The 25,764-nt window shown below is 38.6% G+C and carries 25 protein-coding genes; 9 read left to right on the top strand and 16 right to left on the bottom strand.

Annotation, left to right across the window (positions count from 1 at the left end; translation table 11 throughout):
- Positions 1-4: 4 nt before the first annotated feature.
- The 6 genes from rodA to ACSZOX_RS00575 all read right to left on the bottom strand — a co-directional run bounded on the left by rodA (position 5) and on the right by ACSZOX_RS00575 (position 7,476).
- A complete protein-coding gene (rodA, locus tag ACSZOX_RS00600; RefSeq protein ID WP_437917759.1) occupies positions 5-1,279 on the bottom strand; it encodes a rod shape-determining protein RodA in 1,275 nt (424 codons plus the stop codon).
- Positions 1,272-3,233, bottom strand: coding sequence for a penicillin-binding protein 2 (mrdA, locus tag ACSZOX_RS00595; protein ID WP_437917758.1), 1,962 nt, complete (start codon positions 3,231-3,233; stop codon positions 1,272-1,274). Before mrdA ends, rodA begins: the two co-directional genes overlap by 8 nt.
- A 28-nt stretch (positions 3,234-3,261) precedes the next feature.
- Entirely contained in the window at positions 3,262-3,789 is a 528-nt protein-coding gene (locus tag ACSZOX_RS00590) for a rod shape-determining protein MreD (protein ID WP_437917757.1), read from the bottom strand.
- Positions 3,782-4,618: a rod shape-determining protein MreC gene (gene mreC, locus ACSZOX_RS00585; RefSeq protein WP_437917755.1), complete on the bottom strand. Its 837-nt coding sequence runs from the start codon at positions 4,616-4,618 to the stop codon at positions 3,782-3,784. Before mreC ends, ACSZOX_RS00590 begins: the two co-directional genes overlap by 8 nt.
- A gap of 94 nt (positions 4,619-4,712) precedes the next feature.
- On the bottom strand, positions 4,713-5,735 hold the full coding sequence (locus tag ACSZOX_RS00580; protein ID WP_274268854.1) for a rod shape-determining protein: 1,023 nt from the start codon (positions 5,733-5,735) through the stop codon (positions 4,713-4,715).
- Between the two features lie 151 nt (positions 5,736-5,886).
- A complete protein-coding gene (locus ACSZOX_RS00575) occupies positions 5,887-7,476 on the bottom strand; it encodes a M1 family metallopeptidase (protein WP_437917754.1) in 1,590 nt (529 codons plus the stop codon).
- A gap of 579 nt (positions 7,477-8,055) precedes the next feature.
- Between ACSZOX_RS00575 and ACSZOX_RS00570 the strand changes: the two genes are divergently transcribed.
- Positions 8,056-8,283: a hypothetical protein gene (locus tag ACSZOX_RS00570; protein ID WP_437917753.1), complete on the top strand. Its 228-nt coding sequence runs from the start codon at positions 8,056-8,058 to the stop codon at positions 8,281-8,283.
- A 53-nt stretch (positions 8,284-8,336) separates the two neighbouring features.
- Here ACSZOX_RS00570 and ACSZOX_RS00565 read toward each other — a convergent pair whose 3' ends face one another.
- Positions 8,337-8,840 (bottom strand): N-acetyltransferase family protein, encoded by a 504-nt coding sequence (locus ACSZOX_RS00565; protein ID WP_437917752.1) that lies wholly within the window; start codon positions 8,838-8,840, stop codon positions 8,337-8,339.
- Between the two features lie 62 nt (positions 8,841-8,902).
- A complete protein-coding gene (gene map, locus ACSZOX_RS00560) occupies positions 8,903-9,670 on the bottom strand; it encodes a type I methionyl aminopeptidase (protein ID WP_437917751.1) in 768 nt (255 codons plus the stop codon).
- A gap of 75 nt (positions 9,671-9,745) precedes the next feature.
- Here map and ACSZOX_RS00555 point away from each other — a divergent pair, with 75 nt between their 5' ends.
- The gene (locus ACSZOX_RS00555; RefSeq protein ID WP_437917750.1) at positions 9,746-10,558 is read left to right on the top strand and encodes a helix-turn-helix domain-containing protein; all 813 of its coding nucleotides are present in this window, start codon (positions 9,746-9,748) and stop codon (positions 10,556-10,558) included.
- 46 nt (positions 10,559-10,604) lie between these two features.
- On the opposite strand, the gene ACSZOX_RS00550 is transcribed toward ACSZOX_RS00555, so the two are convergent.
- The 3 genes from ACSZOX_RS00550 to ACSZOX_RS00540 all read right to left on the bottom strand — a co-directional run bounded on the left by ACSZOX_RS00550 (position 10,605) and on the right by ACSZOX_RS00540 (position 14,516).
- Positions 10,605-12,146, bottom strand: coding sequence for an NAD(P)H-hydrate dehydratase (locus ACSZOX_RS00550; RefSeq protein WP_437917749.1), 1,542 nt, complete (start codon positions 12,144-12,146; stop codon positions 10,605-10,607).
- A gap of 153 nt (positions 12,147-12,299) precedes the next feature.
- Positions 12,300-13,298, bottom strand: a complete 999-nt coding sequence (locus ACSZOX_RS00545; protein ID WP_437917748.1) for a beta-ketoacyl-ACP synthase III — start codon at positions 13,296-13,298, stop codon at positions 12,300-12,302.
- 162 nt (positions 13,299-13,460) lie between these two features.
- Positions 13,461-14,516 (bottom strand): endonuclease/exonuclease/phosphatase family protein, encoded by a 1,056-nt coding sequence (locus ACSZOX_RS00540; protein WP_437917747.1) that lies wholly within the window; start codon positions 14,514-14,516, stop codon positions 13,461-13,463.
- Between the two features lie 249 nt (positions 14,517-14,765).
- On the opposite strand from ACSZOX_RS00540, the gene ACSZOX_RS00535 reads away from it, so the two are divergent.
- Positions 14,766-14,984 carry a hypothetical protein gene (locus ACSZOX_RS00535; RefSeq protein ID WP_437917746.1) on the top strand — a complete coding sequence of 73 codons (219 nt, stop codon included), beginning with the start codon at positions 14,766-14,768 and terminating at the stop codon, positions 14,982-14,984.
- Between the two features lie 11 nt (positions 14,985-14,995).
- Here the strand turns inward: ACSZOX_RS00535 and ACSZOX_RS00530 are convergent, their stop codons facing one another.
- A complete protein-coding gene (locus tag ACSZOX_RS00530) occupies positions 14,996-15,637 on the bottom strand; it encodes a peptidylprolyl isomerase (protein ID WP_437917745.1) in 642 nt (213 codons plus the stop codon).
- A 117-nt stretch (positions 15,638-15,754) separates the two neighbouring features.
- Between ACSZOX_RS00530 and mgrA the strand changes: the two genes are divergently transcribed.
- Positions 15,755-16,789 (top strand): L-glyceraldehyde 3-phosphate reductase, encoded by a 1,035-nt coding sequence (gene mgrA / locus ACSZOX_RS00525; protein ID WP_437917744.1) that lies wholly within the window; start codon positions 15,755-15,757, stop codon positions 16,787-16,789.
- A 61-nt stretch (positions 16,790-16,850) separates the two neighbouring features.
- Here the strand turns inward: mgrA and metQ are convergent, their stop codons facing one another.
- The 4 genes from metQ to ACSZOX_RS00505 form a co-directional block, all read right to left on the bottom strand.
- A complete protein-coding gene (gene metQ / locus ACSZOX_RS00520) occupies positions 16,851-17,660 on the bottom strand; it encodes a methionine ABC transporter substrate-binding lipoprotein MetQ (RefSeq protein ID WP_437917743.1) in 810 nt (269 codons plus the stop codon).
- Between the two features lie 54 nt (positions 17,661-17,714).
- Entirely contained in the window at positions 17,715-18,371 is a 657-nt protein-coding gene (metI, locus tag ACSZOX_RS00515) for a methionine ABC transporter permease MetI (protein ID WP_437917742.1), read from the bottom strand.
- A 9-nt stretch (positions 18,372-18,380) separates the two neighbouring features.
- Positions 18,381-19,127: a methionine ABC transporter ATP-binding protein gene (locus ACSZOX_RS00510; protein ID WP_437917741.1), complete on the bottom strand. Its 747-nt coding sequence runs from the start codon at positions 19,125-19,127 to the stop codon at positions 18,381-18,383.
- Positions 19,128-19,274: 147 nt separating this feature from the next.
- Positions 19,275-19,841, bottom strand: coding sequence for a YqgE/AlgH family protein (locus tag ACSZOX_RS00505; RefSeq protein WP_437917740.1), 567 nt, complete (start codon positions 19,839-19,841; stop codon positions 19,275-19,277).
- A gap of 186 nt (positions 19,842-20,027) precedes the next feature.
- Between ACSZOX_RS00505 and pdxH the strand changes: the two genes are divergently transcribed.
- The 5 genes from pdxH (at position 20,028) to ACSZOX_RS00480 (ending at position 25,620) form a co-directional block, all read left to right on the top strand.
- Positions 20,028-20,681, top strand: coding sequence for a pyridoxamine 5'-phosphate oxidase (gene pdxH, locus ACSZOX_RS00500; RefSeq protein WP_437917739.1), 654 nt, complete (start codon positions 20,028-20,030; stop codon positions 20,679-20,681).
- Positions 20,682-20,684: 3 nt separating this feature from the next.
- Positions 20,685-21,176 carry an NADH-quinone oxidoreductase subunit C gene (locus tag ACSZOX_RS00495; RefSeq protein WP_437917738.1) on the top strand — a complete coding sequence of 164 codons (492 nt, stop codon included), beginning with the start codon at positions 20,685-20,687 and terminating at the stop codon, positions 21,174-21,176.
- Positions 21,177-21,182: 6 nt separating this feature from the next.
- The gene (locus ACSZOX_RS00490; protein WP_437917737.1) at positions 21,183-22,373 is read left to right on the top strand and encodes an NADH-quinone oxidoreductase subunit D; all 1,191 of its coding nucleotides are present in this window, start codon (positions 21,183-21,185) and stop codon (positions 22,371-22,373) included.
- Between the two features lie 260 nt (positions 22,374-22,633).
- Positions 22,634-23,971, top strand: a complete 1,338-nt coding sequence (locus tag ACSZOX_RS00485; RefSeq protein WP_437917736.1) for a dihydroorotase — start codon at positions 22,634-22,636, stop codon at positions 23,969-23,971.
- Between the two features lie 152 nt (positions 23,972-24,123).
- Positions 24,124-25,620 (top strand): M14 family zinc carboxypeptidase, encoded by a 1,497-nt coding sequence (locus tag ACSZOX_RS00480; protein WP_437917735.1) that lies wholly within the window; start codon positions 24,124-24,126, stop codon positions 25,618-25,620.
- Positions 25,621-25,764 lie beyond the last annotated feature (144 nt).

Below are 25,764 nucleotides of genomic sequence, written 5' to 3'. Positions count from 1 at the left end.
CAACTTAGCCATTTAGACCCTTTCGACTAGAGTCAAAACGCAAAAGAATAAAAAGTAATATTGTAAAACTCCATAAGGAGGAACCTCCATAGCTAATAAAAGGCAAAGGTATACCAATTACCGGTACGATACCTATAGTCATGCCAATATTGATAAAGAAGTGAAAGAATAAAATAGAAGCAACTCCGTATGCATAGATACGGGCGAAAGCTGTTCGTTGCCGTTCGGCAATATTAACTAGCCTTACTAATAAAGTGATGTAAATTGCGATTAAAAGAACGCAGCCTACAAATCCCCATTCTTCTCCTATGGTGCAAAAGATAAAATCCGTACTTTGTTCTGGAACAAAATTATATTTCGTTTGGGTTCCTTGTAAGTAACCTTTCCCAAATAACTGTCCCGATCCTATAGCTATTTTAGATTGATTTAAATTATACCCCTGTCCTCTGGGGTCATCCATTTTACCAAGTATAATGTCAATTCTGTTACGTTGGTGAGGTTGTAATATTTGTTCGTATGCGAAATCAACACAAAGAATGTAGACTGTACAGCCAATAAATAGAGCGGCGATGTTGATTAGGTGTTTTCGTTTCTTACGGAAAACATACATCGAGCCTGCTGCGATGATGAATAGTATACCTATCAAAAGCCATTGATTAGGAAAAATCAAGGCAAGTACGAATAGAAAAATTGCCAATCCGCCGAGCAACAGAAAGCTATTTCCCACATAGCCTTCTCTATAAAAAACAAATATGAGTGAAAAAAAAGCTAATGCAGATCCGGTATCGGGTTGTAGCATAACAAGAGCGACGGGGAAAAGGACGATACTAGCTCCAATTAATGTTGTCCGCAAATTAGGATGTTTATTCGTTTGACTACTCAAATAAGAGGCTAACAGTAGGCATGTCGCTAGTTTTCCAAATTCTGAAGGTTGTAATCTGAAACTGCCTAATGGTATCCAAGCTTGATTTCCGCCCACATTTCTCCCAACCACAAGTACGGCAACGAGTAGCAGAACCACGGCAATATATACTATTGGTGCTGTGGAAATAAAAAATTTAGCATCGATAATTAATATACTAAAGCCAATAATAAGTGCAGTAAATATGTAAATAGATTGTTTTCCGTAATTTGTTGCCAGGTTGAAAAGACCAGGCTGTTCGGCATCGAATACTGCGGCATGAATATTAAACCAACCAATGATGCATAGGGAAAACCATAGCAAAATACAAAGCCAATCTATACTTCCAAAAAAACTTTTTTCGCCTGTCCTATTCATATCTATTTCTCACTTGGCTGTGGTGTACATAATATTCTTTTTTTGGAGCAGCGGCATTAGTTTGTTTTATGTTCTGCTGCGTGCTGTCTTTTTTATTGCTATCTTTTTTTAATACAGGTTCCTTTTTAGACTTCGGAATAAAATTCGCATTAAATATACGGTCCTGTTCGTATTTGGGTAAAGATATCGTATCCCTTAAATACTTCTCTACTAACATGTTTGCGATAGGACCAGCCCAAGTACCACCGTAGCCAGCATTTTCAACAAATACAGCGATGGCAATTTTAGGATTTTCGCGAGGAGCGAAAGCAAAGAATACAGCATGGTTCTCTCCGTGAGGATTTTGTGCCGTTCCAGTTTTTCCACACATTTCTATGCCAGGTATCCGAATACGATAACCTGTACCTCCTGGCATATTGACTACACGACTCATACCTTCAATAACAGGTTCGTAATATTTTGCGTCTACGCCCGCACTTATTTTTTCTTTAAATTCTTCTTTGACGATCTTTTTTTCTCCAATACCCTTTACCAAATGTGGCCGATAATAGAAACCTCTATTAGCAACAATTGCCATAATATTAGCCATTTGTAAAGGTGTTATCCCCATTTCTCCTTGTCCAATAGATAAAGATATATTAAATCCGGATCGCCATTTCGTGCTACCATATCGTTTGGTGTAAAAGTCGGAAGTAGGCACTAATCCCGGTTTTTCACCAGGAAGATCAATACCCAAAGTATGGCCTAATCCAAATTTTCCTAAGGCTTCTCGCCAAAGGTCATAGGCTTTTGGACTAGACATACCACGAGAATCAATCATTCTTGCGTAGGTATAACCGTAATAAGTATTACAAGAGCGTTGAATAGATTTGATTAGATCGGTCGGTCCGTCTACGTGTTCACAACGCATAAAAGCACGGCCTCCGCCATATCGATATCCTCCGGGACAATTAAATATCGTATGGTCCGTTATCATACCTGCTTGTTGTGCAGTCAGAGCCGCAACAATTTTAAAAACTGAACCGGGAGGATAAGATGCTTGAATAGGACGGATAAACATAGGACGCGTTTCGTCATTCAACAGTTTCATGTAGTTATTTCCCCTTTGTCTACCAACCATCATATTTGGATCGTAGGAGGGAGCACTTACGAAAGTTAAGATTTCTCCTGTTGAAGGTTCGATTGCAACAACAGACCCCATTTTTCCTTTCATTAGTTTCTCTGCGAGAAGCTGTAAATCCGCGTCGATTGTCGATACTAAGCCTTCGCCAGAAACAGCTAAGGTGTCATATTTGCCCTCCATAAATACACCTTTTGGTCTATTTAGCGCATCAACCATTTGATTTTTTACACCCCTTTGTCCGCGTAGCAGTTCTTCATATGAACGTTCTATTCCACTTCCACCGATATAATCTCCGGAACGGTAAAAACCACTGGATTTTTCAATATCTTTTTCATTAACTTCCTGTATGTAGCCTAATAGCTGAGGAGCTATACTGTCAGGATAACTTCTTACTGTTCTGTTTTGAACATAAAACCCCCTAAATTTATAGAGTTGTTCCTGTAATTGAGCATAAGTAGTTGACGAAAGCTGTTTCTCAAAAATCGAAGCACGGTAGGGAGAATGTTCCCGCGCCTTATCCATTCTATTTTTAAATCCTTCGACATCAATATCGATTAGTTGACATAATAATGCCGTATCAATATCTTTTGCTTCGCGAGGTGTGACCATAAGATCATAAACGGGCTCGTTTTGTACAAGCACCTTTCCCTTTCTATCGAAAACAACTCCCCTTGCAGGGTATACAACAACTTTCCTTAATACATTGTTGTTGGCTGAAAGCAGGTAAGATTCGTCAATAATTTGAAGATAAAATAACCGGGCTACGATAACTAATGCTATCGCAATAAATATTCCCTGAATGACAAATTTACGTGCGAAAAAACTATTCATGAACGTAAAGTCTCCTTATGTTAGTACGTTAAATATTATTAATTCTAGATTTTCGTTTATAAACCAATAAACTCATCAATAGGATGATGCATATTGTAAATATACTACTTAAAACGATGCTTGCTAGCGTATAAAGAAAATTAGATGTAGAAAAAGTCTCCACCACAAACAAAACAAAGTGATGCACGAGGGTTCCAAAGAAAATGTACGATAGAAACCATTTTACGCCCATTTCTCCAAGAGATGGAGTATTAAAGGAATCCTTAAGCTCGACTTCAAGTGTGATCTGATGAAAGAAAATTCGATAAAGTGCCAATGCGACACAAGACGCAGCATGCACACCTACAGAATCGTAAAAAGCATCTACGCTTAAACCTGTTAGGAAAGCTATGAAAAAAAGAAGTAAATTGGGTAAGCCAATCGGAAGCAAAAATAGAAACAAAATATACGGAAAAGTTGATGCAACGTTATAATAACCTATATTTTTGAATAAGGCTACTTGGAGTAGCAATAATACAATAAAACGAATGCTATTTATAATGATGACTTTACCCATTATCTTGGCTGTTTGCTTCTAATTCTTCCTTTTCCTTAACCTGCAAATCACGAACGATATAAACGTGGTTTAGATTACTAAAATTCGTTGTCAATTTTATTTTGAGATCTAAAAAGCTCTCACCAGATTTTATTCCTGTTTCAACAATTTCTCCGACCATTATTCCTGCCGGAAATAAAGAGTATCCTGAAGTGTATACTTTTTCTCCTTTTTTAACCTGGACGTGATTCGGAATATCCCTTACCATTGCAAATCGAGGATCAATATTGTTTCCCCATACCAAAGACCCAAAAACAGACGAGCTATCCAGCGTAACGGATATTTTAGTGTCCGGATGCAACAACGATTGTACAGAGCTGAAATGCGGAGAGGTTTGTATAATAATCCCAACAACGCCATTAGACGTTATTACTCCCATTCCTTTTTCGATACCATCTGCAGCACCCTTATCTAATGTTAAGTAGTTGTTTTTCTGATGCACACTGTTGTTCGCGACATTCGCAACTAAGAATGTGTAGCGGCCCTGATCTATAGAGTCTACAATATGAACAGAGTCCCCAGAAGTATCCGCTTGTAATATGTTTTGCAGTTGTTCTCGCAGAAGAACATTTTCAGCAGCAAGTTTTTCATTCGCTTCATGCAAAGAAAGATAACTTTTCCAAGAGTTGACTTGTTGATAAAAGGATCCTACGACAACATTGGAGGAATTGATAAACGAAGCACGTTGAAAATTATTATTCTGAACCACCAATATAAGGGATATTGTGAAAAAGAGAATAAACCAGAAAATAGCATTGTATCTAACTAGAAATAGCCAAAGGTTCTTCATGAATATCCATTTATTATGCTGTCAACAAATACGCGATATAGAAGTCATTTTCCTTCTATATCGCGTATGAATACTATATTTAAATTTTAAAGCGTTACTGCATTAAAAATTTAAATCTTCCAATATTTTTTAAAGCAATACCGGTACCACGTACAACGGCTCTCAGAGGATCCTCCGCAACATGGACTGGAAGTTTAGTTTTTGCTTGGATGCGCTTATCTAAGCCGCGGAGCAAAGCCCCTCCTCCAGTAAGATAGATTCCTGTTTGGTAGATATCTGCTGATAGTTCAGGAGGCGTTATTTCCAAAGCTTTCAAGATTGCTTCTTCAATTTTAGATATAGATTTATCTAAACAGTGCGCTATTTCTGTATAAGATACTGTAATCTGTTTTGGAATTCCCGTCATTAAATCACGTCCTTGAACGGCGAAATCCTCTGGTGGATCTTGAAGTTCAGGAAGGGCAGCACCAACTTCAATTTTTATTTTTTCAGCGGTACGCTCACCGATCATGATGTTATGCTGACGACGAATATACTGTACAATATCCGAGTCAAAGTTATCACCAGCTACGCGGATAGATTGGTCACAAACAATACCCGAAAGCGCAATAACAGCAATTTCTGTAGTACCTCCACCGATATCGATGATCATATTTCCTACAGGTTCTTCCACATCTATACCAATACCGACAGCCGCAGCCATAGGCTCGTGAATCAAATATACTTCCTTGGCCCCAGCGATTTCCGCGGAGTCACGTACAGCTCTTTTCTCAACCTCTGTTATGCCGGAAGGGATACATACAACCATGCGCAACGATGGGAAAAACCAAGATTTTCCATTGTTAACCAATTTAACCATACCACGAATCAAGTGTTCTGCAGCCGTGAAGTCTGCGATTACACCATCACGTAATGGCCTTACTGTTTTTATATTATCGTGTGTCTTTCCTTCCATTTGCATGGCTTGACGACCAATTGCAATAACTTTGTTCGTAGTCCGATCAAAAGCAACTATGGAGGGTTCGTCCACTACTACTTTATCATTATGGATGATCAGGGTGTTGGCAGTTCCCAAATCGATAGCAACTTCTTGCGTAAACCAGTTAAATAACCCCATTTAGTATGTATTGTCTAATCTTTTAAATTTAATGCAAACCTAAATAAAAAAAATGGTTTTACCCATTTGTAATGACGGAAAAAATGATAGTTGTTTTGAATCATTTAATCATTCAAAACAACTATCACTGCGTAACGAATATTCTTTTAATTTATTGCCTTAAGACACCAATGTAATAATTAAAAGTATCCACATTTATTTCTTGTATGTCGTTGACTTCGAGAGGTAATGTTGTAAAAGTAGAATGGATATTGTAGCGTTTAGATCCTTGCTCATTTAAAGACAAATGCACAGGCATTTCGAAGTCTTCTGTCTCGGCGATCCATCGTGCCTGCACCTTGCCATCTTTGAGTTTGCGGAGCTCTAATATTGGAAGACTTTTGTATTGAATATATTGTTGAAAGACTTTGTCAAAATTAGTAACACTGTTTCTATTGAGATAGTTCACAATGTCTTGGTAATCGACGGTCTTATGATAAAATTCTTTATTTAGCCCTCTTAATATACTTCGCCACTTTTCATCGTCATCGATGATCCTTCTAATCATGTTAAGCAGCACGCCGCCCTTGGGGTACATATCGCCGGATCCCTCCTTATTGACATGATAAGGTCCTTGAAGCGGCGCATCATTGAGTATGCCTTGGCGGTTTCCATGAACATAGGCTAAGCTCGCTTCCTTGCCGTAATGGTAATCAATAAATAAAGCCTCTGAGTAATTTGTAAAACTCTCATGTATCCACATATCCGCAAGATCATTCGAGGTAATATTATTGCCGAACCATTCGTGTCCCGATTCATGTACGACAATGAAGTCCCATTTTAATCCCCAGCCTGTTCCAGAAGCATCTCTACCTAAGTATCCATTTTGGTATTTATTGCCGTAAGCTACCGCACTCTGATGTTCCATACCTAAATGCGCTGTTTCAACTAATTTGTAACCGTCTTCGTAGAAAGGGTATGGCCCAAACCAGTGCTCAAAAGCGTCCAAAGTCTCTTTTGCATTTTTACGAAGATGTGGAATCTTCTTGCTATTCTCTCTCAAGATGTAGTAATCAATGCTCAGGGGACCTTTTTCTCCGTGATACATTTCGGAAGTATGTACATAGTCGCCAATGTTTAAAGCGACATTATAATTATTAATCGGATTCGTGACCTTCCAGTGGTATTTCGTGTAATTTTTATCTATTTTTTCGGTTTTTACCAAACGACCATTTGATACATTCATGACAGAAGATGGAACGCTTACAGATATAAGCATGCTATCCACTTCGTCGGACTGATGATCTTTATTAGGCCACCATACACTTGCCCCCAAACCCTGACATGCGGTTGCTACCCATGGTTTGCCTTTGCTGTCTGTTTTCCAGTCAAATCCCCCATCCCAAGGAGCTCGGGTTGCAGCCACAGGATGTCCTGAGTAATAGACCGTAAATGAGTCTATTTTGCCCTTCAAAATCGGATATGGAAAGTCTACAAATACAGCATTATAAGCTCTTTTAAAAGATAATGGTTTTCCTCTGTACTCTATCTTATCTACAGAGAGGTTTTCAAATAAATCGAATTGCAATTGTTCGAAATCTCTTAATGCTGAAAATTTGAATAGATTACTACCGGAAATAAAGCGGTTTTCGATATCTACGCGTACATCCAGATGATAATATTGGATGTCGTAGCAGGTACGTAAAGGGCTTAAGGTGCCTCGTAGAGAATCGGCCTTGCTAAAGATCTCTTTAGCTTTCATTAATTGAGCAAATGTTAACTTGGTTGCTAAAACTGAAGTTAATATGTAAAAAAAAATAAAGGTTTTTCTCATTGATGAAAAAAATAATGGGTAATACGGTCTTACTATTGTAAATATAAGGATTGCAAATAGAAAAATGATGTAAAATAGGATAGATTTAGCTTTATCTTTTTATTGTTGTTAATTAGAGTCTTTAGAAATCTATTTTCAGGCGGTGAGCGGTGATGGATAAGTAAATCTAACGACAATTTATAAGTTAATAAGGATGTGCAATTATTTTTTTGCTGTTTTTGAAGTACAGGTGTATTGTATTAAGGTAGCTTTTTCACGCTATTCTCATTTTTCCATTCTATTATTCAAGTGAATATTAGCTTCAACAGGCTAGAAGTAGTTTGAAATACAGGTCGATTGAAATTAAATTTGCTGTCTCAAATGCGTACTATCCCCTGAATGTGTAGGGATAAATACTGTTTTGTTGTGGGAAATGGAACTGCTTCCTCTCTTAGACTGTTTTATTTTCGAAACTACGTTATCAAGAGACTTAGTGTAGTTGACAAAATTCAAATAAAATAAAGAGTTATGAGAAATATGATGTGTATTGCAGGGGTGGTAGTTACTTTATCGTTGATTGCTTGTGGCAACTCGAAGAGCGAAAAAGTTGAAGATTCAAATCCAGGACCTGTAAGTGAAATGGACAAGTCACGTTATAATTTAAATCAAACAGACGAACCTCTTTACGGTACAACAGATACCTTGAAGCAGGATTCCCTGGCAAAGGCCGATTCCATCAAAAAAACACAAAAGTAATTTTTGTGTTTTTTTGATGCTGTAATAACATTGCGTAGAATGTTGCTTTGCTCTTAGGTAATTAATCGTTTACCTAGAATTTTTAAACTGTACTCGTCATCATCCATTTTGGCGACACGAGGTAAATTTGCCCAGTCTTCAAATCCGTAGCGATAAAATAAAGCAAGACTAGGAATGTTATGAGCAAATATGAATGCCAGTAATGTAATTATGCCAAGCGAAGGTGCTTTTTCCAAAGAATGTTCAAGCACTTTTTTTCCGATTCCCATACCACGAGCATCGGGATCGAGGTAGATACTTATTTCTGCAGTTCCATTATAGGCAGGTCTACCATAAAAAGACTGAAAGCTAACCCATCCATATATTTTTCCAGAAGGATCTTCTACAATCCATAAAGGACGTTGAGAACCGTGCGCTTCCAACCAAGGGATTCTACTTTCTGTGCTTATTTCTTCTGTATCAGCTGTTACCATTCTCGAAGCTACCGTACTGTTGTAAATAGCTACAATAACCCCTAAATCATCAATATTTGCGTCTCTAAAAACTAAATCTGTCATAAGTAAATCTTATGATGTAAATATATAGAAGATTAAATAGAAGGTATTCATCTTTTTTTATATTAAAGTAAATCTGTATAGAGCGGAGGCGTTACCACGATAGGAGCGTTGTCGGTCACTACAATGGTCATTTCATGCTGTACGGCAATACCACCCTTGTTGCCAATTAACGTAAAGCCGTCGCTTTGATCGATTGCCAAGGACGACCTTGTATTTAAAAATGTCTCGATGGCAATCACACTTCCTTTTCTAAGTCGTCTCTTATCATCTTGATCTCGAAAATTAAGAATGTCTGTTGGTTCTTCATGCAAAGCTCTTCCAATTCCATGCCCCCCCAAATTTTTAATAATTTTAAAGTTGGAAGCTTTCGCTGAGCGCTCAATATAGTCACCGATTAAATTTATGCGCACTCCAGATTTAGCACGTTTGATGGCTCCATTTAAAATTTGAAAGGAACTGTTTACTAATTTTCTTTGATTGTGGAGATCTTGTCCCACAATGATGCTAGCCCCATTGTCGGCCCAGAAACCCTGTCGTTCAGCAGATACATCAATATTGATCACGTCGCCTTCTTGTAAAACTTGCTTTTCAGAAGGAATACCGTGTGCAACGACTTCATTAACACTGATACAACTGTAACCTGGGAAATTGTAGGTAAGCTTTGGTGCAGATCGAGCTCCTTGGGCTTCAAGGTATCGACCACCATATTCATCGAGTTCTTTTGTCGTTATTCCCGGTTTAACATACAGCAACATTTGGTGTAAAGTCTCTGCAACAATTTTTCCAATTTCCTGTAGTTGTACAAGTTCGGATTGAGATTCTATAATCATTTTTTTAATGTAAAATTAGCCGATAGGAAAAAAGGTAGGTAGTAAAATTTGGACATATTTACCTATTTTTGTCTTATGCCCATTCAATGTCTCGCTACAATTCAATTTTCTTCTTTACAGCAGTTGACACATTTTGATTTAGATGAGAGCTTGGTAGATTATATAGAAGGTGTTTATCAATTTGATTTGGCAGCATTGGGACCTAACATTTCCTTATTTAGCGATGGTTTTCCTGCCATTATGTTAATGCCGGATTCCTCTTCTTCCAGTGTGTGTCAAGTAGGAAAGCAACAGGTAGAGCTTGGGTCAATTTGGTTATCTGCAGGAATAGTTAAAAATGCAACCTGGACACCAAACATAGAGCATGGACTGTTAACCATTGTTCGTTTTTATCCGCATGCTTGGTCTTCTTTGATGGGTAGAAATGCTATCCAAAATCCATTTGTACATGATTTATTCCACTATGCTCCTACATTAGCAGACGATTTAAAGAAAATGTACCTCTCATCTACAATAACGGAAGGATTGCAGGAGACACTGAAAAACTGGATTAAAAAAAGGATGCAGAAACATGTGCCGAGAGCCGTTCAGTCTCAGGTTTATAAAAAGGAATGGTGCGTCCTAGCGTACCATAGCAGCAATCAAGAGCTACATCCCAAGCAGATTCAACGGCAATTCAAAAAGTACATAGGTTTAGCTCCTTATCAATATCTACAGCTGCAGCGCTTTATAAAAGCTTTCTTTCTGATGACAAGTTCCATTGAATGGAATCTTCATAGTATTGCTGTACAGTGCAATTATTATGATGCAAACCATGTCGTAAAAGATTTTAAGAAATATTTAGGGTATTCACCAAGGCATTTCTTTCAAAATAAACTGCAGCAATAAATGAAAATTGGGCGTTACGCTTTTAATAAATCTAGCCTTCAAAAAATTAGCATATATTATTTGCGTATGGCGATATCCGATGCCAAGCATGGGATATGTGCTCGATGATATCCGACGCCGTTAAGCTTTTTTCATGAATTTCAGAAGCAGCGATATCACCGGCCAGTCCGTGGAGATATACACCTAGAATTGCAGCTTTCTCTGCTGTATATCCCTGTGCTAATAAAGATGTGATTATTCCCGAAAGTACATCACCACTTCCTCCTGTTGCCATTCCGGGGTTTCCTGTCGAATTAAAATGTATTTCACCGTTTGGTAAAACGACGGCCGTGTGTGCACCTTTAATCACAAAGATATGCTGGTGATGTGTACACCATGCTTTTACTTTATCAAGTTTCTCGAAATCATTCTTCCAATGGCCAATTAGTCGCATAAGTTCCTTCGGATGCGGTGTTAAAATACAATTTCTTGGGATAAGTGTTATCAAATTGGAGTTTTCAGAAATAATATTAAGCGCATCTGCATCGAGTAGTAATGAAGGTTTCTGTGAAATACATTGAAGGTTTTCTAAAAAGACCTGTAATGCTTTCTGAGTCTGTGGAGCAGTGCCCATTCCCATTCCTATGGCTAATGCTGCATACCTGCTATCAATCTCTGGGAAATTATAAATAATGTCAGGTTGATCATCGGTAAGCACGAGAGCCTCTGGAAAGCTGGATTGTAGTATCGTATAACCACAAGAAGGGCTAAACGCAGTCACTAAACCACAACCTGTTTTTAATGCGGCTTTGCAGGATAGGGTCAATGCACCTATGCTACCATATTTTCCTCCGGCAATCCAGGCATGTCCAAAGCTGCCCTTATGAGCAAACTTTCCAGAAGGAGATACCCATTGTTTTACTTGAGAAGAACAGGTGTAAAAATAGGGGCTAGGACGGCTTACTAAAGTTTCTAAATCCAAATGAATATCAAGTACTTCAAATCGACCATTGTATGCAGCAAAATCTGGTAGCAGCAAGCTCAATTTGGGGCAAGTAAATGAGTAGGTAAGATCTGCTTTTATAACAGGAGAACTATTCAAATCGATATCCGACGAAGCTGGCATGCCAGAAGGGATATCGATGGCTATGACTTTTTCTTCGGAAGCATTCACTTGAGCGATAATGTGTGCATAATACTCAGTGAGTGGTCTGGATAAGCCACTTCCGAATAAGGCGTCTATAATAATGCTTTGTGGAGGAAATTGTAGTTGTGTTTTGTCCACCAAGTTATGTATATCAATTCCAATTTTCCGCAGGCGTTCCTGATTTAAAAGATTATCACTTGTATAACGGTCGTGTTGCAAAAGAAATATTTGGGTTTCATGCCCCACTTCATTTAGCATTCTGGCCAAAGCCAAACCATCACCTCCATTATTGCCGAAGCCACAAAGTACGGTGAAATGCCGATGACATTCTCCTACTTTTTTTTGAATTTCATGAAAGATGGCACGGGCTGCTCTCTCCATCAACATTGCAGGACCTAAATTTTGCTTTAAAATTGTTTCTTTCTCAAGTTCTCGAATAGCATCTGCTGTAAGTATCTTCATATTTCAATAAGCTAGCGACCTGAATTTAGCTAAATTCTTAAAAAAGAACGCTATTTTTCTGAATAATGTTCAGTAAGAATCGAAGAAATGAAAAAGCGGTCAGTATAAAGTTTTTAGACCTATACTGACCGCTTTTTTTATTTAACGTTCTAGTTATATTCCCCAGCGTAGTAAGCTTGCCCCCCAAGAAAAACCAGCACCAAAGGCTGTTAACATTAATAAATCGCCCTTTTGAATGCGTTTAAGGTTTTCCCAAATACACAGCGGTATGGTTGCTGCAATCGTATTTCCCAAATACTCTATATTACTTAACGTTCTATCCGCCGAAATGTTAATTTCTTTACCAACGGCATCAATAATACGTTTGTTTGCCTGATGAGGAATCAACCAGTCCACTTGGTCTATCGCGAGATTATTTCTGCGTAACACTTGCGTACAAGCATCACTCATCGATTGGATAGCTTGCTTGAAGACAACTTTACCATCTTGTCGGATGTATTTTTTTTCCATCTCAATGATATCATTGTTAGCCGGGTGGAGAGATCCTCCGCCTTCAATATTTAGAAACTCACGACCGTCACCATTGCTTTGCATAAAAGCGTCAATAATCCCATTTTCTAACGAAGGCTCTAGCCAAACTACACCCGCTCCATCACCAAATAAAATGTTTGTCGAACGATCTTGGATATCGACAAAAGCGCTAATGTTATCAGCTCCTACCACAAGAACATTTTTGTAACGTCCAGTCTCAATTAATGAAGAACCCATGTCTAAGGCATATAAAAAACCAGAACAAGCTGCGTTCATATCGAAAGCCCAAACATTTTTTAATCCCAGTTTCTTAGCGATAATATTTGCAGTTGCGGGCATCATCACATCCGGCGTGGATGTCGCTACTAATAGCGCATCTACGTCAGCTAAGTTTTTGTCAAATTGTGTGCAAAGATCCTTAATAGCCATTACAGCCATATCGGAAGTAGCTAAATTTTTTTCTAATATGCGACGTTCTTTGATTCCTGTACGTTTTATAATCCATTCGTCGGATGTGTCACATACCTGTTCCAAGTCAAAATTTGTTCTCTTCTGTTGGGGTACATAACCACCGATCCCAGTAATGGCGGCGTATGGTCTAGAAGCGTAAATATGTTGCATGTATTCTCTCTTCAAAATAAAAACTGCGCAAAGGTACAGATTTTTTATTGGACTAGCTCGTCCTCGTTTGCCAGCTTTGTTTCAAAAATCGTTATATCTGCCACAACTTCGTCAATTTTTAGACTCTTGCTTTCTACTCCATAAAATTCTAGACACAATCGTTTACGTTTCGGCCTCTAGTTTCTCTTGTGCGATTTCTTTGTCCTCTTCGTCTGGTTTAAGTATTTCGTCTTTTTGTTCGCGATTAGCCGTATCCTCATATTGTAATTGAACAAAAATGGGGAAATGGTCCGAATGAAAGTTCTTTTCTTTTCGTAGCGTGATTAATTTGAAATGGGGAGAAAGAAAGATATGATCTAAAGGAAAACGTAAAAAGAAATAATGAGCGTGAAAAGTATTGAAAAAACCTCTGCCACGTCGTGGGTCAAGTAGTCCGCTCATCTTTAGAAACAAAGTAGTAGTGTAACTCCAAGCAACATCATTAAGGTCCCCCATAACTAAAACAGGTAATTTAGATTCCTTAGCTTCCTTGGCAATAAGTAGCAGTTCTTTATCACGTTCTGTAGAACGTGGGTTCTCGTTTGGGACGGGAGGCGTAGGATGGACAGCGAAAATCTGTATGTTTTGTCCGCTAGGGAGTTCTAAGTGGCAACTAATCGAAGGAATATCAGCTTCCACCAGATAACGAATGTTAATCTGCTGCAGTTTGTACTTAGAAAAAAGCAACATTCCATAGGTGTTGTTTAGCGGAACTTTAACCTGGTAAGCATATTTTTCATCCAAACAGCTTAACCCTCGAGCCCATTTCTCGTCCGTTTCCAAAAGCAGAACAAGGTCCGCGTCAGATCGATATACGACTTCTAAACAGCCTTTTATATCGTCGTTGTCCTCATATACGTTGGAAATGAGAACTCGGATATTGTCCTTTTCTTGTGTCGAGGAAGTATTCTGGACTTGTTTGGGCGCTAATGTAGTAAAAGGATAAATGAGGTAAAATAAGTAAATCGCGTTCAGGAGCATGATGACGGAGAAAGTTAACAGAACGGTTGATTTATAGCCCTCAAACGCTAACAGAAAAGCAATCCAGGTCAGTGTTAAGATTAGTTTTTGAATTCGAGGATAATCAAATATGCGAAATGTCCAATAATCCTGACGTATGAGTGGCAAGATTGTACAGCATAGAATGATAATTCCACTAACAATAAAAGAAGTCAACATATTATTTTTGATACAGTCTATATAGGTAACCGACCGCAGAAAAAAAAGTTTGCGTTTTCCCTTTTTTTAATTGACTTGTTTTGTTTTTATTACAATATTTCCCCTTCTTGCTACAGGAATGTGTTTACAGTCATTGATTTATGATTTTTATTGCCGATATTCAAATTCCCTTTGAAGCATTGACTTCTACCGGTTGATATATGGTTGAACATAGCATGTCAATTAAGACATGTGTAAACACAGATTTCTATGGAAAAGTTAATTTTTGAAACAAATGTACAGCACGCATCGCTATTTGAAAAAATACATTTAGCTGTAAGAAAAGTAAAAGGAATCTATAAATGGCAAATTGATTTAGATTCGGCTTATCGCTTATTGACTATCGAGGGTAAGTCTTTAGACTACAGAGAAATAATCTCTATGCTGTCTTTAGAAGGTGTCGAGGCAAGTCGACTTTACGAAGAGTAGTTAAGTAAAGCCTACTCTTCCTTTATCTCTTTGATGCGAAAGGGAATAGCTTTTATCGGATAGTCCGCACTATCGGTCTTCGCTTGACTTATCTTCATTAGCGTATTCAGTCCCTCGTAAACCTCACCGAATACAGTGTAATCATGATCTAATCTTGGCTGGCCACCTTGATCGAGATAGACTTTTCGTTGTTCGTTGGTATAGGTTATTCCCTTTTTCTCCTCAAGCTCTTTCAGCATCTCGTTGGTTATCGGCTTTCCCACGACGAAATAGATTTGATTTAAAAAAGATGCTTTTTCCAAATTGTTGTCACGACCAGCACCTAGTGCACCCATTTTGTGAAATGCCCGGGAGTCAAACTCTGGGGCTAATCGAGGTTTCCCCCCTTTGGGGTCTAATGCTTCTCGTCGCTCGATGTCGATATCATGTTCACCACCTTGAACGACAAAATTTTCAATAACACGGTTGAATAATGCATCCTGATAAACATCATTTGCAATAGCCTCTAAAATAAGGTCTCGGTGCTTAGGCGTAAAATCATATAACAATACTTTAAAAGACCCGTAATCTGTTTCAAATAGGAGCTTGTGACTTTGAGCGTTTAATGTTGTTGTTATGATTAAAGCAATAAAAAACGATGATATAGCTTTCATGAACATTGCGAATAGTATATAAAATAAAAAACAATATAGGCATTTTGCGAATTGCTTTGAGTATTTTGTGAAAAAACACAAAATATCTAAGTTTGATTAAAATAAGAAAGAAACGGTATGACATATATTCCCGAACCTGATCGTTATCAGAAAATGAAATACAATCGCTGCGGTCGTAGCGGCCTCTTGTTGCCCGCGATTTCTTTAGGCTTGTGGCAGAATTTTGGTGATGATGTTTCCCATCTTAAAAAAGTGGAAATTTGTACAACAGCTTTCGATCTTGGGATTACGCATTTTGATCTCGCAAATAATTATGGTCCCCCTCCGGGGACTGCTGAGAAGGCATTCGGACGTATTTTACGTGAAGAGTTTGCCGGATTGCGCGATGAGATGATCATTTCTTCTAAAGCGGGATATTTGATGTGGCCTGGCCCCTATGGAGAGTGGGGAAGTAGAAAATATATTATATCCAGTTGTGATCAAACACTCCGTCGTTTAGGTGTTGATTATGTGGATATTTTTTATTCCCATCGTTTTGATCCAGAGACACCGTTAGAAGAGACGATGCTTGCTTTAGATCAATTGGTTCGCTCAGGGAAAGCACTTTACGTAGGAATATCATCTTATAATGCATCCCGCACAAGAGAAGCATATGCAATATTGAAGGAATTGGGAACACCTTTCATCATTCATCAACCAAGCTATTCCATGTTAAATCGTTGGATAGAGACGGATGGTCTTTTAGATACATTAGATGAATTTGGTTTAGGTTCTATCGTCTTCTCACCGCTAGCGCAAGGTATGCTTACCAACAAATATTTAAAAAATATTCCTTCGGATAGTAGAGCAAGTAAAAATAGATCCTTGTCTACCAGTTTTTTGAATACCGAAAATCTCGAACGTATTCACGCATTAAATGCGATTGCAGAACAAAGAGGGCAAAGTTTGGCGCAGTTAGCTCTGGCGTGGGTATTAAAGACAAAAGGAGTGACATCTGCTTTGATAGGAGCGAGTAGCGCACAGCAAGTAATAGATTGCGTAGGGGCATTAGACAAACTCGATTTCACAGAAGCAGAATTGTCAACGATCGATCAATACGCTTTAGATGGGCATATCAATATTTGGGCAAAGTCTTCCGAACACGAACGGTAAGCGTTAATTTTCGCATCTCTGTAAGCTTTCCTATAGAAACTGACAGAGATGCGAAATTACATTACCACCCTTTTACCGCCCCACCTTTAAAAACTTCCTCAGCTTTTGCTTCTACTTCAGCAGATTGATAAGCTTTGGCAAATGTTTTTACTTTCTCATCCTCTTTATTGTCTTGTCTGCTTACGATGATATTTACGTAAGGTGATTTTTCATTTTCAATAAATAGGCCATCTTTCTTGGCTGTCAGATTATTGCTTGCCGCAAAGTTGTTGTTGATTACAGCCACCGTTACTTTGTCATCATCTAGCGTTCTCGGAAGTTGAGGCGCTTCCAGTTCTAGGATTTTAAGATGAAGACGGTTTTCAGTGATGTCCTGCAATTTAGGTAATAGTCCTACATCGTTTTTTAACTTTATTAACCCGACCTCTTGCAGTAATAAAAGTGCACGTCCTAGATTTGTAGGGTCATTCGGGATAACGATTGTATTATCCTCTTTTAATTCGTTTATATGTTTGATTTTTTTTGAATAGCCCGCCATCGGGTAAACAAAAGTATTTCCCACTATGGCAAAATCATAACCTCTACTCGTTGATTGTACATCAAGATAAGGTTTGTTTTGGAAAACATTGACATCAATATCCTTCTGTTGTAAAGCCTCGTTTGGCATAACATAATCATTGAAAGATACCAGCTCTACATCGAGATTGTATTTCTCCTTGGCTACCTTTTGTGCTGTTTCCGCTAGGCTGTATTCAGGTCCCGCCTGTACGCCAACTTTTAATACATTCTTGTTTTGATTCCCCGAGTTACACGACCAAAGCGAGATGGCTGCAAGGAATATACAAATGTTATGGTTTAAGGTGCGATACATATTTATAGTAAGTTTATGTTAATTTTTTTAAGTAAAAAGCGTATGATATGAAAACTATTTCCTGTGGTCAAAATGCTTAGAGATACGATCACCTAAGAATTGGATGCCGAATACAATAGCGATAAGGAGTAAGAGAACCATATTCATGATTAACGCATCATAGCCTACGTATCCATATTGATAGCCAATATGACCAAGTCCTCCGGCCCCAACTGCGCCTCCCATTGCAGAATATCCAACCAATGTAATCAGCGTTAAAGAAGCACTATTTATCAAAGCGGGTAAAGATTCGGGGATAAGTACCCTTCCAATAATCTGTAAGATAGTTGCCCCCATAGATCGAGCAGCTTCGATCACACCAAAAGGAATTTCCAACAAACAGTTTTCAACCAGTCGCGCTACAAAGGGCGCCGCCCCTATACTTAGCGGTACTATGGCCGCTTGCATACCGATTGAAGTGCCTACTAAAGCTCGGGTAAACGGAATCATCCACACGATCAAAATAATAAATGGAATAGATCGGAATATATTGACAAAGAAAGCAATAACGCGATTTAAAGTTTTATGAGCAAGCAACTGTCTTTCGCGCGTTAAAAAAAGTAAAATGCCCAAAGGTAGCCCCAGTAAAAAACTGAAAAATCCTGAAGTAAATGTCATCACGATGGTTTCCCACGTTCCCTTTGCTAATAACCAAAAAGTTGCTTCAGACATAGGTATAAGTTAATCGACAGTAAGAAATGGATTTAATAACTCCGCAGTTATAGGAGATGAAGGCTGGTTAAACAAATCATCAACACCTTTGACTTCAATAATCTCTCCCTTAGAAATTACGGCAACTTCATGACAAATAGCACGTACAACCTCCATTTGATGGGTAATGATTACAATCGTAATACCCAATTGTTGATTAATGCGTTTCAAGAGCGAAAGGATTGATTTCGTAGTTTGTGGATCAAGTGCGCTAGTTGCTTCATCGCACAACAAGATTTCGGGGTCAGAAGCTAATGCGCGAGCGATAGCAACACGTTGCTTTTGTCCACCCGAAAGAGCCGCTGGATACTCATCTTTTTTCTCCGATAAATCAATTAGATCTAATAAGTTATTGACTTTTTCAGCTATTACTTCTTTTGGCGTATTTGTTAATCTGAGCGGAAATGCAATGTTTTCAAATACAGTTTTAGACGACAAAAGGTTGAAATGTTGAAAGATCATACCTATTTTTCTACGAAAAGGTACGAGCTCTCGTTCGGAAAGCATACTGATATTCTTTTCGAATACAAATATATCTCCCGATGTAGGTCTTTCTAATAAATTAATGGTTCGAATGAGCGTACTTTTTCCAGATCCAGAGTAGCCAATAATGCCGAAAATTTGACCTTTATGGATATTTAGAGAGACATCTTTCAGCGCATGCACTGCTCCCTTTTTTTTAAGAAAGAATTTGTTGACCTTTTGCAGTCTAATCATATTTGCTGTCTTGCGTTGTAACAAACCTTCTCGAAATAAGCAGAAAGAAGGAGCTGTTTACTCCTGCAAAGATAGTGTTTTTTTAATTTTAATGTCTATTTGTTTAGTAGTTTTTAAAGGCTGTTGCGAAAGACGATTAATAAGCTACTAGTTTAGGTTTGGGCTTTTAGGGAAATTAGCAACATGTGCATATTTTGGTCCTAGGCTTATCAGTGCTTGTTTCCACAGATCTTCCCCATCTTGAACCAATAATAAATCTGTAGGAAACTTACTGTGTACAGCCCAGTTATTTTGAGCGATTTCATCTTCAAGTTGTCCTGGGCTCCATCCAGCATACCCAATGAAGAATTTAATCTCTTCGGGCGTTATCAGACGGTCATTTAACAAGAATAGGACTTGTTGAAAATCACCTCCGAAATACATGTCATCGACAAGTTGGATACCACCATCAATTTTATCTGTGGCCTTATGTATAAAAAATAGGGCCTCCATATTGACAGGTCCGCCAATATAAAGAGGGAAGTCGGGGTTCTCAATACCTTGAACTATATCAGCGAGAAGAAAGGTAGACCTATGATTAAGCACTAAGCCCATAGTGCCATCGTTTAAATTGTGTTCACATAGCAAGATAACGGAACGTTCGAAATTGCTGTCAAGCATAAATGGTTCGGAAAGTAAAAGACTTCCCTTTGCCGGGGTGTGGGTGTTAAACATGATATCTCAAACTAAAAAAACAACAATTCTGTGTGACAAAACTCCTGAAAACCGAACAAACAAGCTGATCGATACATGCTGGTTTCAATATAAGATATTTTACACAAAACAGCAATTTTTTAGGTATACTTTCGGTAAAACCACTCCTTTTGATTAAGTTTGTCATTGTATCAATATACATATACCATGTCCATTACTCACAAAGATATAGCGGCGATACGCGAGGACTATAGCAAGTATAAGTTGGATGAAAGTGATGTTTTAAGCAATCCAATACAGCAATTTGAACGTTGGTTTGAAGAAGCTCTTCAAGCGGATGTCACAGAACCTAATGCGATGGTGCTAGCAACAATAAGTGATGATGGCTTTCCATCGTCGCGGGTGGTTCTGCTGAAAGATATTAAACCGTCAGGATTTAGCTTTTTTACCAATTACCACAGCAAAAAAGGACAATCTATGGTAAACCGGAAACAGGTCAGTTTACTGTTTTTTTGGCCCGAATTGCAACGCCAAGTACGTATAGAAGGCTGGTCAGAAAAGTTGCCTACCGAAGACTCTGATGAATATTTTTCCTCGCGCCCTAAGGCAAGTCGTATTGGCGCTTTAGCTTCGCCCCAAAGTCAGGTTATTGCTGGTCGAGAAGTTTTAGAAGAGCGTGCAGATGAATTAACCCAAGAGTATGCTCAGGTTGATAATATTCAACGACCAGCATATTGGGGCGGATATCAAGTAACACCATTGAAAATGGAGTTTTGGCAGGGTAGAAGCAATAGGCTTCACGACCGCATAGAATATATATTTCAACAGGGCGATTGGAAAATCCAACGTTTAGCTCCTTAAACTATGTTTGAAAAAATTAAAAACCTCCTCTTAAAAAATTTCGGACAAGAGGTCGTGCTCCGAGTTGAAGAGCATGCATTACAGCCTATACTGGTTATTCAGAAAAAGCATCTTGTCGAGATTGCATTTTTTTTGAGAGATACAGAAGGCTGTTATTTTGACTTTTTATCCAATATAACAGCAGTGGATTACCATCCCGAAAACCGCTTTACCGTGGTTTATCATATCGCGTCGATCCCTTACCAAACACAGTTAACGTTAAAGGTGGAGCTAGAGAATGATAGGAATCTCCGCGATTTGCCGGAAGTTCCCTCTGTATCGAGTGTTTGGCGGACTGCTGATTGGCATGAGCGGGAGGCTTTTGATCTGATGGGTATATTTTTTACCGATCATCCTGATTTGAGAAGGATCTTACTTCCCGACGATTGGATTGGTTATCCTTTACGTAAGGATTATGAAGATGCAGAATCATATCATGGAATAGCTATAAAATAAATAGTGATGAAGGCTTATACAGAAGGACTGGATAACTATAGAAAAAAAATAGAAGCCATCAGTTCGCAAGAGATGGTTATTAATATGGGGCCACAGCACCCATCTACGCATGGTGTTCTCCGTTTAGAGTTGATTACAGACGGAGAGATTGTCAAAGAGATTATTCCTCATTTAGGGTACTTGCATCGCTGTTTTGATAAGCATGCAGAGTCTATGAATTACGCAAAAAGTATTCCATTTACAGATCGGTTGGACTACCTCGCATCCATGAACAACAGTCATGCCTTTGTGATGGGAGTCGAACGTATGTTGGGAATTGAGGGAAATATACCGAAACGTGTGGAATACATCCGTGTTTTGGTATGTGAGTTGAATCGCATAGCATCACATCTTATAGCTATAGGTACTTATGGTATCGACATCGGCGCATTTACGCCTTTTATGTGGTGTTTTAGAGATCGGGAGCATATCATGAATATGTTGGAATGGGCTTCTGGCTCGCGCATGCTCTATAACTATATCTGGGTTGGAGGCTTATTTTATGATTTACCTGTAGGTTTCGAAGATCGGTGTAAAGATTTTGTAACGTATTTTAAACCCAAGCTTGTCGAGTTAGATGATTTACTTTCTAACAATGAAATATTTATTGCACGTACAGCCCGTATTGGCGTTTTGCCTGCTGATGTCGCTATCAATTACGGTTGTAGCGGTCCATTGCTGCGCGCTTCCGGTATAAAATGGGATCTCCGTAGAATAGACGGTTACTCGGTTTATCCAGAGCTTGAGTTTGATATTCCTGTTGGTAAAGGTGAAATGGGAGAATTAGGCGATTGCTGGGATCGCTATAAAGTGCGTGTGGATGAAATTAAAGAATCTGTCCGGATCATCGAACAATGTATCGATCGCTTAAGATCAGATTTTAAAAGAACACCAGAGTTCGATCCCCGGGGGATGGTTCCAAAGAAAGTAAATTTAAAATCACAAGAATATTACATCCGTGCGGAAAACCCAAAAGGAGAGTTAGGATTCCATTTCGTGACACAGGAAAAAACAGATATTCCTAAGCGTGTAAAGGCCAGAGGACCAAGTTTTAATAACTTATCTGTTTTGCCTGAGTTAGGTAAAGGACAGCTTATTGCAGACCTCATCGCTATATTGGGTTCTATTGATATTGTGCTTGGTGAAGTCGATAGATAGCATTTATGGGCGAAAAAATGCAAGTTATAACTTGGAGGTTTATCACTAAAACGTTAAATTTGCAGTCTCATAATTTAAGTTTATAATTGGTTAATAGGAAAGCTCGTAATCGCCCGATTGCGGGCTTTTTCTTTAAGAGGTTTTTCGCTTTTTTCGATCGTATTTGTAACTTGCAAACGCAAAATAGTAACGCTTAACGTTTTTGATAGAAAAGATGTTTTAAGCTTTATACACACAATATTTACTTTTTAATTTATTCCATGTCTTCAATTCTTATCAAGTCTGCTCAAATTGTAAACGAAGGAAAGAGCTTCCAAGCTGATGTATATATTCAAGATGGACGTATTCAAAAAATCGCAGATCATATTGAACAGGGGGCTGATCAGGTTATCGATGCCTCCGGTCTATTTCTTTTACCAGGTTTGATTGATGACCAAGTGCATTTCCGTGAGCCGGGATTAACCTACAAAGCAGACATATGGCATGAGAGTAGGGCAGCAGTAGCAGGAGGTACAACCTCTTTTATGGAGATGCCTAATACGGTGCCTAATACGCTAACACAACAGCTGCTACAAGATAAGTACGAGATTGCGGCAGAAAAATCATTGGCTAATTATTCCTTTTTTATGGGAGCAGCTAATGATAACCTTGCGGAAGTCTTGAAAACGAATCCACGAGATGTATGTGGAATAAAAATTTTTATGGGCTCGTCTACGGGAAATATGTTGGTGGATAATGAGACCACCTTAGAGCAAATATTTGAACAAGCACCCACATTGATTGCTGTGCACTGCGAGGATGAGGAGACCATTCAGCAGAATTTGGTAGCTTTTAAAGAAAAATATGGCGAAGATGGTTTACAGCCCTATATGCATCCTTTGATACGTTCCGCAGAAGCTTGTTATCTCTCGTCGTCAAAAGCCGTAGCATTGGCAAGAAAGCACAATGCACGACTTCATATTTTACACATCTCTACAGCGAAAGAAACATCCCTTTTTGCGAATGATTTACCATTAGAGCAGAAAAGAATTACGGCCGAAGCTTGTATTCATCACCTTTGGTTTTCCGATCAAGATTATCAAGAAAAAGGAAATTTTATTAAATGGAATCCAGCTGTAAAGACAGCAACAGATCGTGATACAATCTTAAGTGCGGTTTTAGATGGACATATTGATGTTATTGCGACAGATCATGCTCCGCACACCTATGAGGAAAAGACCAGTGCATATGCAAAAGCTCCGTCTGGAGGACCTCTCGTTCAACATGCTTTACAAGCTTTACTCGATCTTGTAAAACAAGGAAAAATGACGTTAGAACAATTAGTGCAAAAAACAGCACACAATACAGCGACTTTATTCCAGATCGAAAGTCGTGGTTTTATTCGAGAAGGATATTGGGCAGATTTGGTATTGGTCGATTTAGATAAACCCTATACTGTTTCTAAAGATAATATATTGTCCAAATGTGGCTGGTCTCCTTTTGAAGGTCATACCTTTTCTTCTACAATCACTCATACCTTTGTTTCAGGCAACCTTTCCTTTGTTAACGGAAAGATTCAGGAAGTGGGAACAGGACATAGGCTTTTGTTTAACCGATAACAGCATATAATAATCTGTTCATGTATGTAATACAGTTATCTCAAAAAGCGTTATCTTAAAAAGGATCTGAACGAATCTATTTAATTGCATTGGAAAATGAATAGTTCATGGCGTTCAGATTCCATCTGATAAACGGAAACAAAAGTAAACAGATGAAAGTAATGATTCTTATTTTAGCGACGCTAGTATCGCTCCAATCCTGCACAGAGGAAAAAACAAAAGCGCAATCCGACTATAGAGATGCTATGACAATAGATACAGCACAATTCAATAATCTATTCGAAAAATATAGAGAATCGAAATTATTTCACCGTCGATTTAAGCATAGCGACATCGATTCTTTGATTCAGTTTCATCGCGAAAAAGATGTATTGGAAATCGCTGAAATTGGAAGATCCGCCGAAAAAAGAAGCATTTACAAGTTAAAGTATGGTCAAGGCAACAAAAAAGTGATGCTTTGGTCGCAGATGCATGGCGATGAACCAACGGCTACGATGGCATTGTTCGATATTTTTAATTTTTTAGAAGGCAAGGATGATCGCTTCGACAGCTTGAGAAACCTGTTGAACGAACACTTGGAGATTCACTTTATTCCGATGCTAAATCCAGATGGAGCAGAGCGTTACACAAGGCGGAATGCACAGCAAATAGATTTGAATCGCGATGCCAGGGCTACGCAGACAGTGGAAGGAGCATTATTAAAACGTATTGCCCAAGAAGTGAAACCTTCTTTTGGGTTCAATCTACATGATCAGAGTATTTATTATAATGTTCCCGAAACAAAAAATCCGGTGACGATTTCATTACTGGCTCCGGCTTATAATCAGGCTCGGGAAGTTAACGAGGTACGTAAGGGAGCTATGCAGATTATTGTAGGCATAAATACCTTATTGCAACAATATGTACCAAATGCTGTAGCGAAATATGATGATACCTATTCTCCTAGAGGGTTTGGCGATAATTTTCAGAGCTGGGGAGCGAGCACCGTTCTTATCGAATCAGGAGGTAAAAAAGGAGACCCTGAAAAGCAGGAAATTAGAAGGCTAAATTTTGCCATTATTTTAAATGCACTGCTAGAAATCGCGCAAGATTCTTACAAAAAATATGAACAAACAGATTACGACAAGATACCATTCAATGCGATGCAATTGAATGATGTGCTGTTGCGTAATGTTCAGCTTACCAACGAATCTGTACCGCTGAAAACAGATGTTGCTATTCGTCGAACAGAAATAACCGTTGATAGAGATTTCTTTGTACGTGGGCATATTGAGGATTTGGGAGATTTGGAAGATCTAGCAGGATATGAAGAGATCGATGCGCAAGGACTGAACTTTGTCCAGGGCAAGGTTTACCCTGAATCTTTCGAAAGTATGGGGGGTATTTCTATGGAAAAAGCCTGGCAACTTCTAAAAGAAGGTTATATCGCTGTCAAAATAAAAGGAAATGTAGCAGGGACTTTGCATGATTTACCGTTGGTTCTTTTCACGCAATCTAACATCACGCCAACCCAGCATATAAGCTTATTAGGGAGTAGCAATTTTTTCCTTGGAAATGGCCAAGAGCTAAGGTATGCTATTGTGAATGGTTATCTTATCGATTTGAAAAATAAACCTTTAGAGAAGTACTATAAGAATCGCATCAATTGATGCCTTTGAAAGGGCTTGTTTGGCGATCTTCGTTTGCCAGGTTGGTGAAAAAGGTGCTAAATGCCTCACTGTACGTTAAGCGCATTTGTCCTGTTTTTTTTCGTGTTGTTCCTTTGTAAACAGCTCGTTTTTAGACTAAAAAAT

It is taken from the genome of Sphingobacterium sp. LRF_L2, assembly GCF_965644235.1.
Lineage (GTDB): Bacteria > Bacteroidota > Bacteroidia > Sphingobacteriales > Sphingobacteriaceae > Sphingobacterium.
Note: the sequence above shows the minus strand (reverse complement) of the source record. Positions and strands in the feature narration are given on the sequence as shown.

Excerpts from the sequence above, each read along its gene's own strand:
- rodA (WP_437917759.1), bottom strand. The coding sequence starts at position 1,279 with ATGAATAGGACAGGCGAAAAAAGTTTTTTTGGAAGTATAGATTGGCTT.
- mrdA (WP_437917758.1), bottom strand. The coding sequence starts at position 3,233 with ATGAATAGTTTTTTCGCACGTAAATTTGTCATTCAGGGAATATTTATT.
- ACSZOX_RS00590 (WP_437917757.1), bottom strand. The coding sequence starts at position 3,789 with ATGGGTAAAGTCATCATTATAAATAGCATTCGTTTTATTGTATTATTG.
- mreC (WP_437917755.1), bottom strand. The coding sequence starts at position 4,618 with ATGAAGAACCTTTGGCTATTTCTAGTTAGATACAATGCTATTTTCTGG.
- ACSZOX_RS00580 (WP_274268854.1), bottom strand. The coding sequence starts at position 5,735 with ATGGGGTTATTTAACTGGTTTACGCAAGAAGTTGCTATCGATTTGGGA.
- ACSZOX_RS00575 (WP_437917754.1), bottom strand. The coding sequence starts at position 7,476 with ATGAAAGCTAAAGAGATCTTTAGCAAGGCCGATTCTCTACGAGGCACC.
- ACSZOX_RS00570 (WP_437917753.1), top strand. The coding sequence starts at position 8,056 with ATGAGAAATATGATGTGTATTGCAGGGGTGGTAGTTACTTTATCGTTG.
- ACSZOX_RS00565 (WP_437917752.1), bottom strand. The coding sequence starts at position 8,840 with ATGACAGATTTAGTTTTTAGAGACGCAAATATTGATGATTTAGGGGTT.
- map (WP_437917751.1), bottom strand. The coding sequence starts at position 9,670 with ATGATTATAGAATCTCAATCCGAACTTGTACAACTACAGGAAATTGGA.
- ACSZOX_RS00555 (WP_437917750.1), top strand. The coding sequence starts at position 9,746 with ATGCCCATTCAATGTCTCGCTACAATTCAATTTTCTTCTTTACAGCAG.
- ACSZOX_RS00550 (WP_437917749.1), bottom strand. The coding sequence starts at position 12,146 with ATGAAGATACTTACAGCAGATGCTATTCGAGAACTTGAGAAAGAAACA.
- ACSZOX_RS00545 (WP_437917748.1), bottom strand. The coding sequence starts at position 13,298 with ATGCAACATATTTACGCTTCTAGACCATACGCCGCCATTACTGGGATC.
- ACSZOX_RS00540 (WP_437917747.1), bottom strand. The coding sequence starts at position 14,516 with ATGTTGACTTCTTTTATTGTTAGTGGAATTATCATTCTATGCTGTACA.
- ACSZOX_RS00535 (WP_437917746.1), top strand. The coding sequence starts at position 14,766 with ATGGAAAAGTTAATTTTTGAAACAAATGTACAGCACGCATCGCTATTT.
- ACSZOX_RS00530 (WP_437917745.1), bottom strand. The coding sequence starts at position 15,637 with ATGAAAGCTATATCATCGTTTTTTATTGCTTTAATCATAACAACAACA.
- mgrA (WP_437917744.1), top strand. The coding sequence starts at position 15,755 with ATGACATATATTCCCGAACCTGATCGTTATCAGAAAATGAAATACAAT.
- metQ (WP_437917743.1), bottom strand. The coding sequence starts at position 17,660 with ATGTATCGCACCTTAAACCATAACATTTGTATATTCCTTGCAGCCATC.
- metI (WP_437917742.1), bottom strand. The coding sequence starts at position 18,371 with ATGTCTGAAGCAACTTTTTGGTTATTAGCAAAGGGAACGTGGGAAACC.
- ACSZOX_RS00510 (WP_437917741.1), bottom strand. The coding sequence starts at position 19,127 with ATGATTAGACTGCAAAAGGTCAACAAATTCTTTCTTAAAAAAAAGGGA.
- ACSZOX_RS00505 (WP_437917740.1), bottom strand. The coding sequence starts at position 19,841 with ATGTTTAACACCCACACCCCGGCAAAGGGAAGTCTTTTACTTTCCGAA.
- pdxH (WP_437917739.1), top strand. The coding sequence starts at position 20,028 with ATGTCCATTACTCACAAAGATATAGCGGCGATACGCGAGGACTATAGC.
- ACSZOX_RS00495 (WP_437917738.1), top strand. The coding sequence starts at position 20,685 with ATGTTTGAAAAAATTAAAAACCTCCTCTTAAAAAATTTCGGACAAGAG.
- ACSZOX_RS00490 (WP_437917737.1), top strand. The coding sequence starts at position 21,183 with ATGAAGGCTTATACAGAAGGACTGGATAACTATAGAAAAAAAATAGAA.
- ACSZOX_RS00485 (WP_437917736.1), top strand. The coding sequence starts at position 22,634 with ATGTCTTCAATTCTTATCAAGTCTGCTCAAATTGTAAACGAAGGAAAG.
- ACSZOX_RS00480 (WP_437917735.1), top strand. The coding sequence starts at position 24,124 with ATGAAAGTAATGATTCTTATTTTAGCGACGCTAGTATCGCTCCAATCC.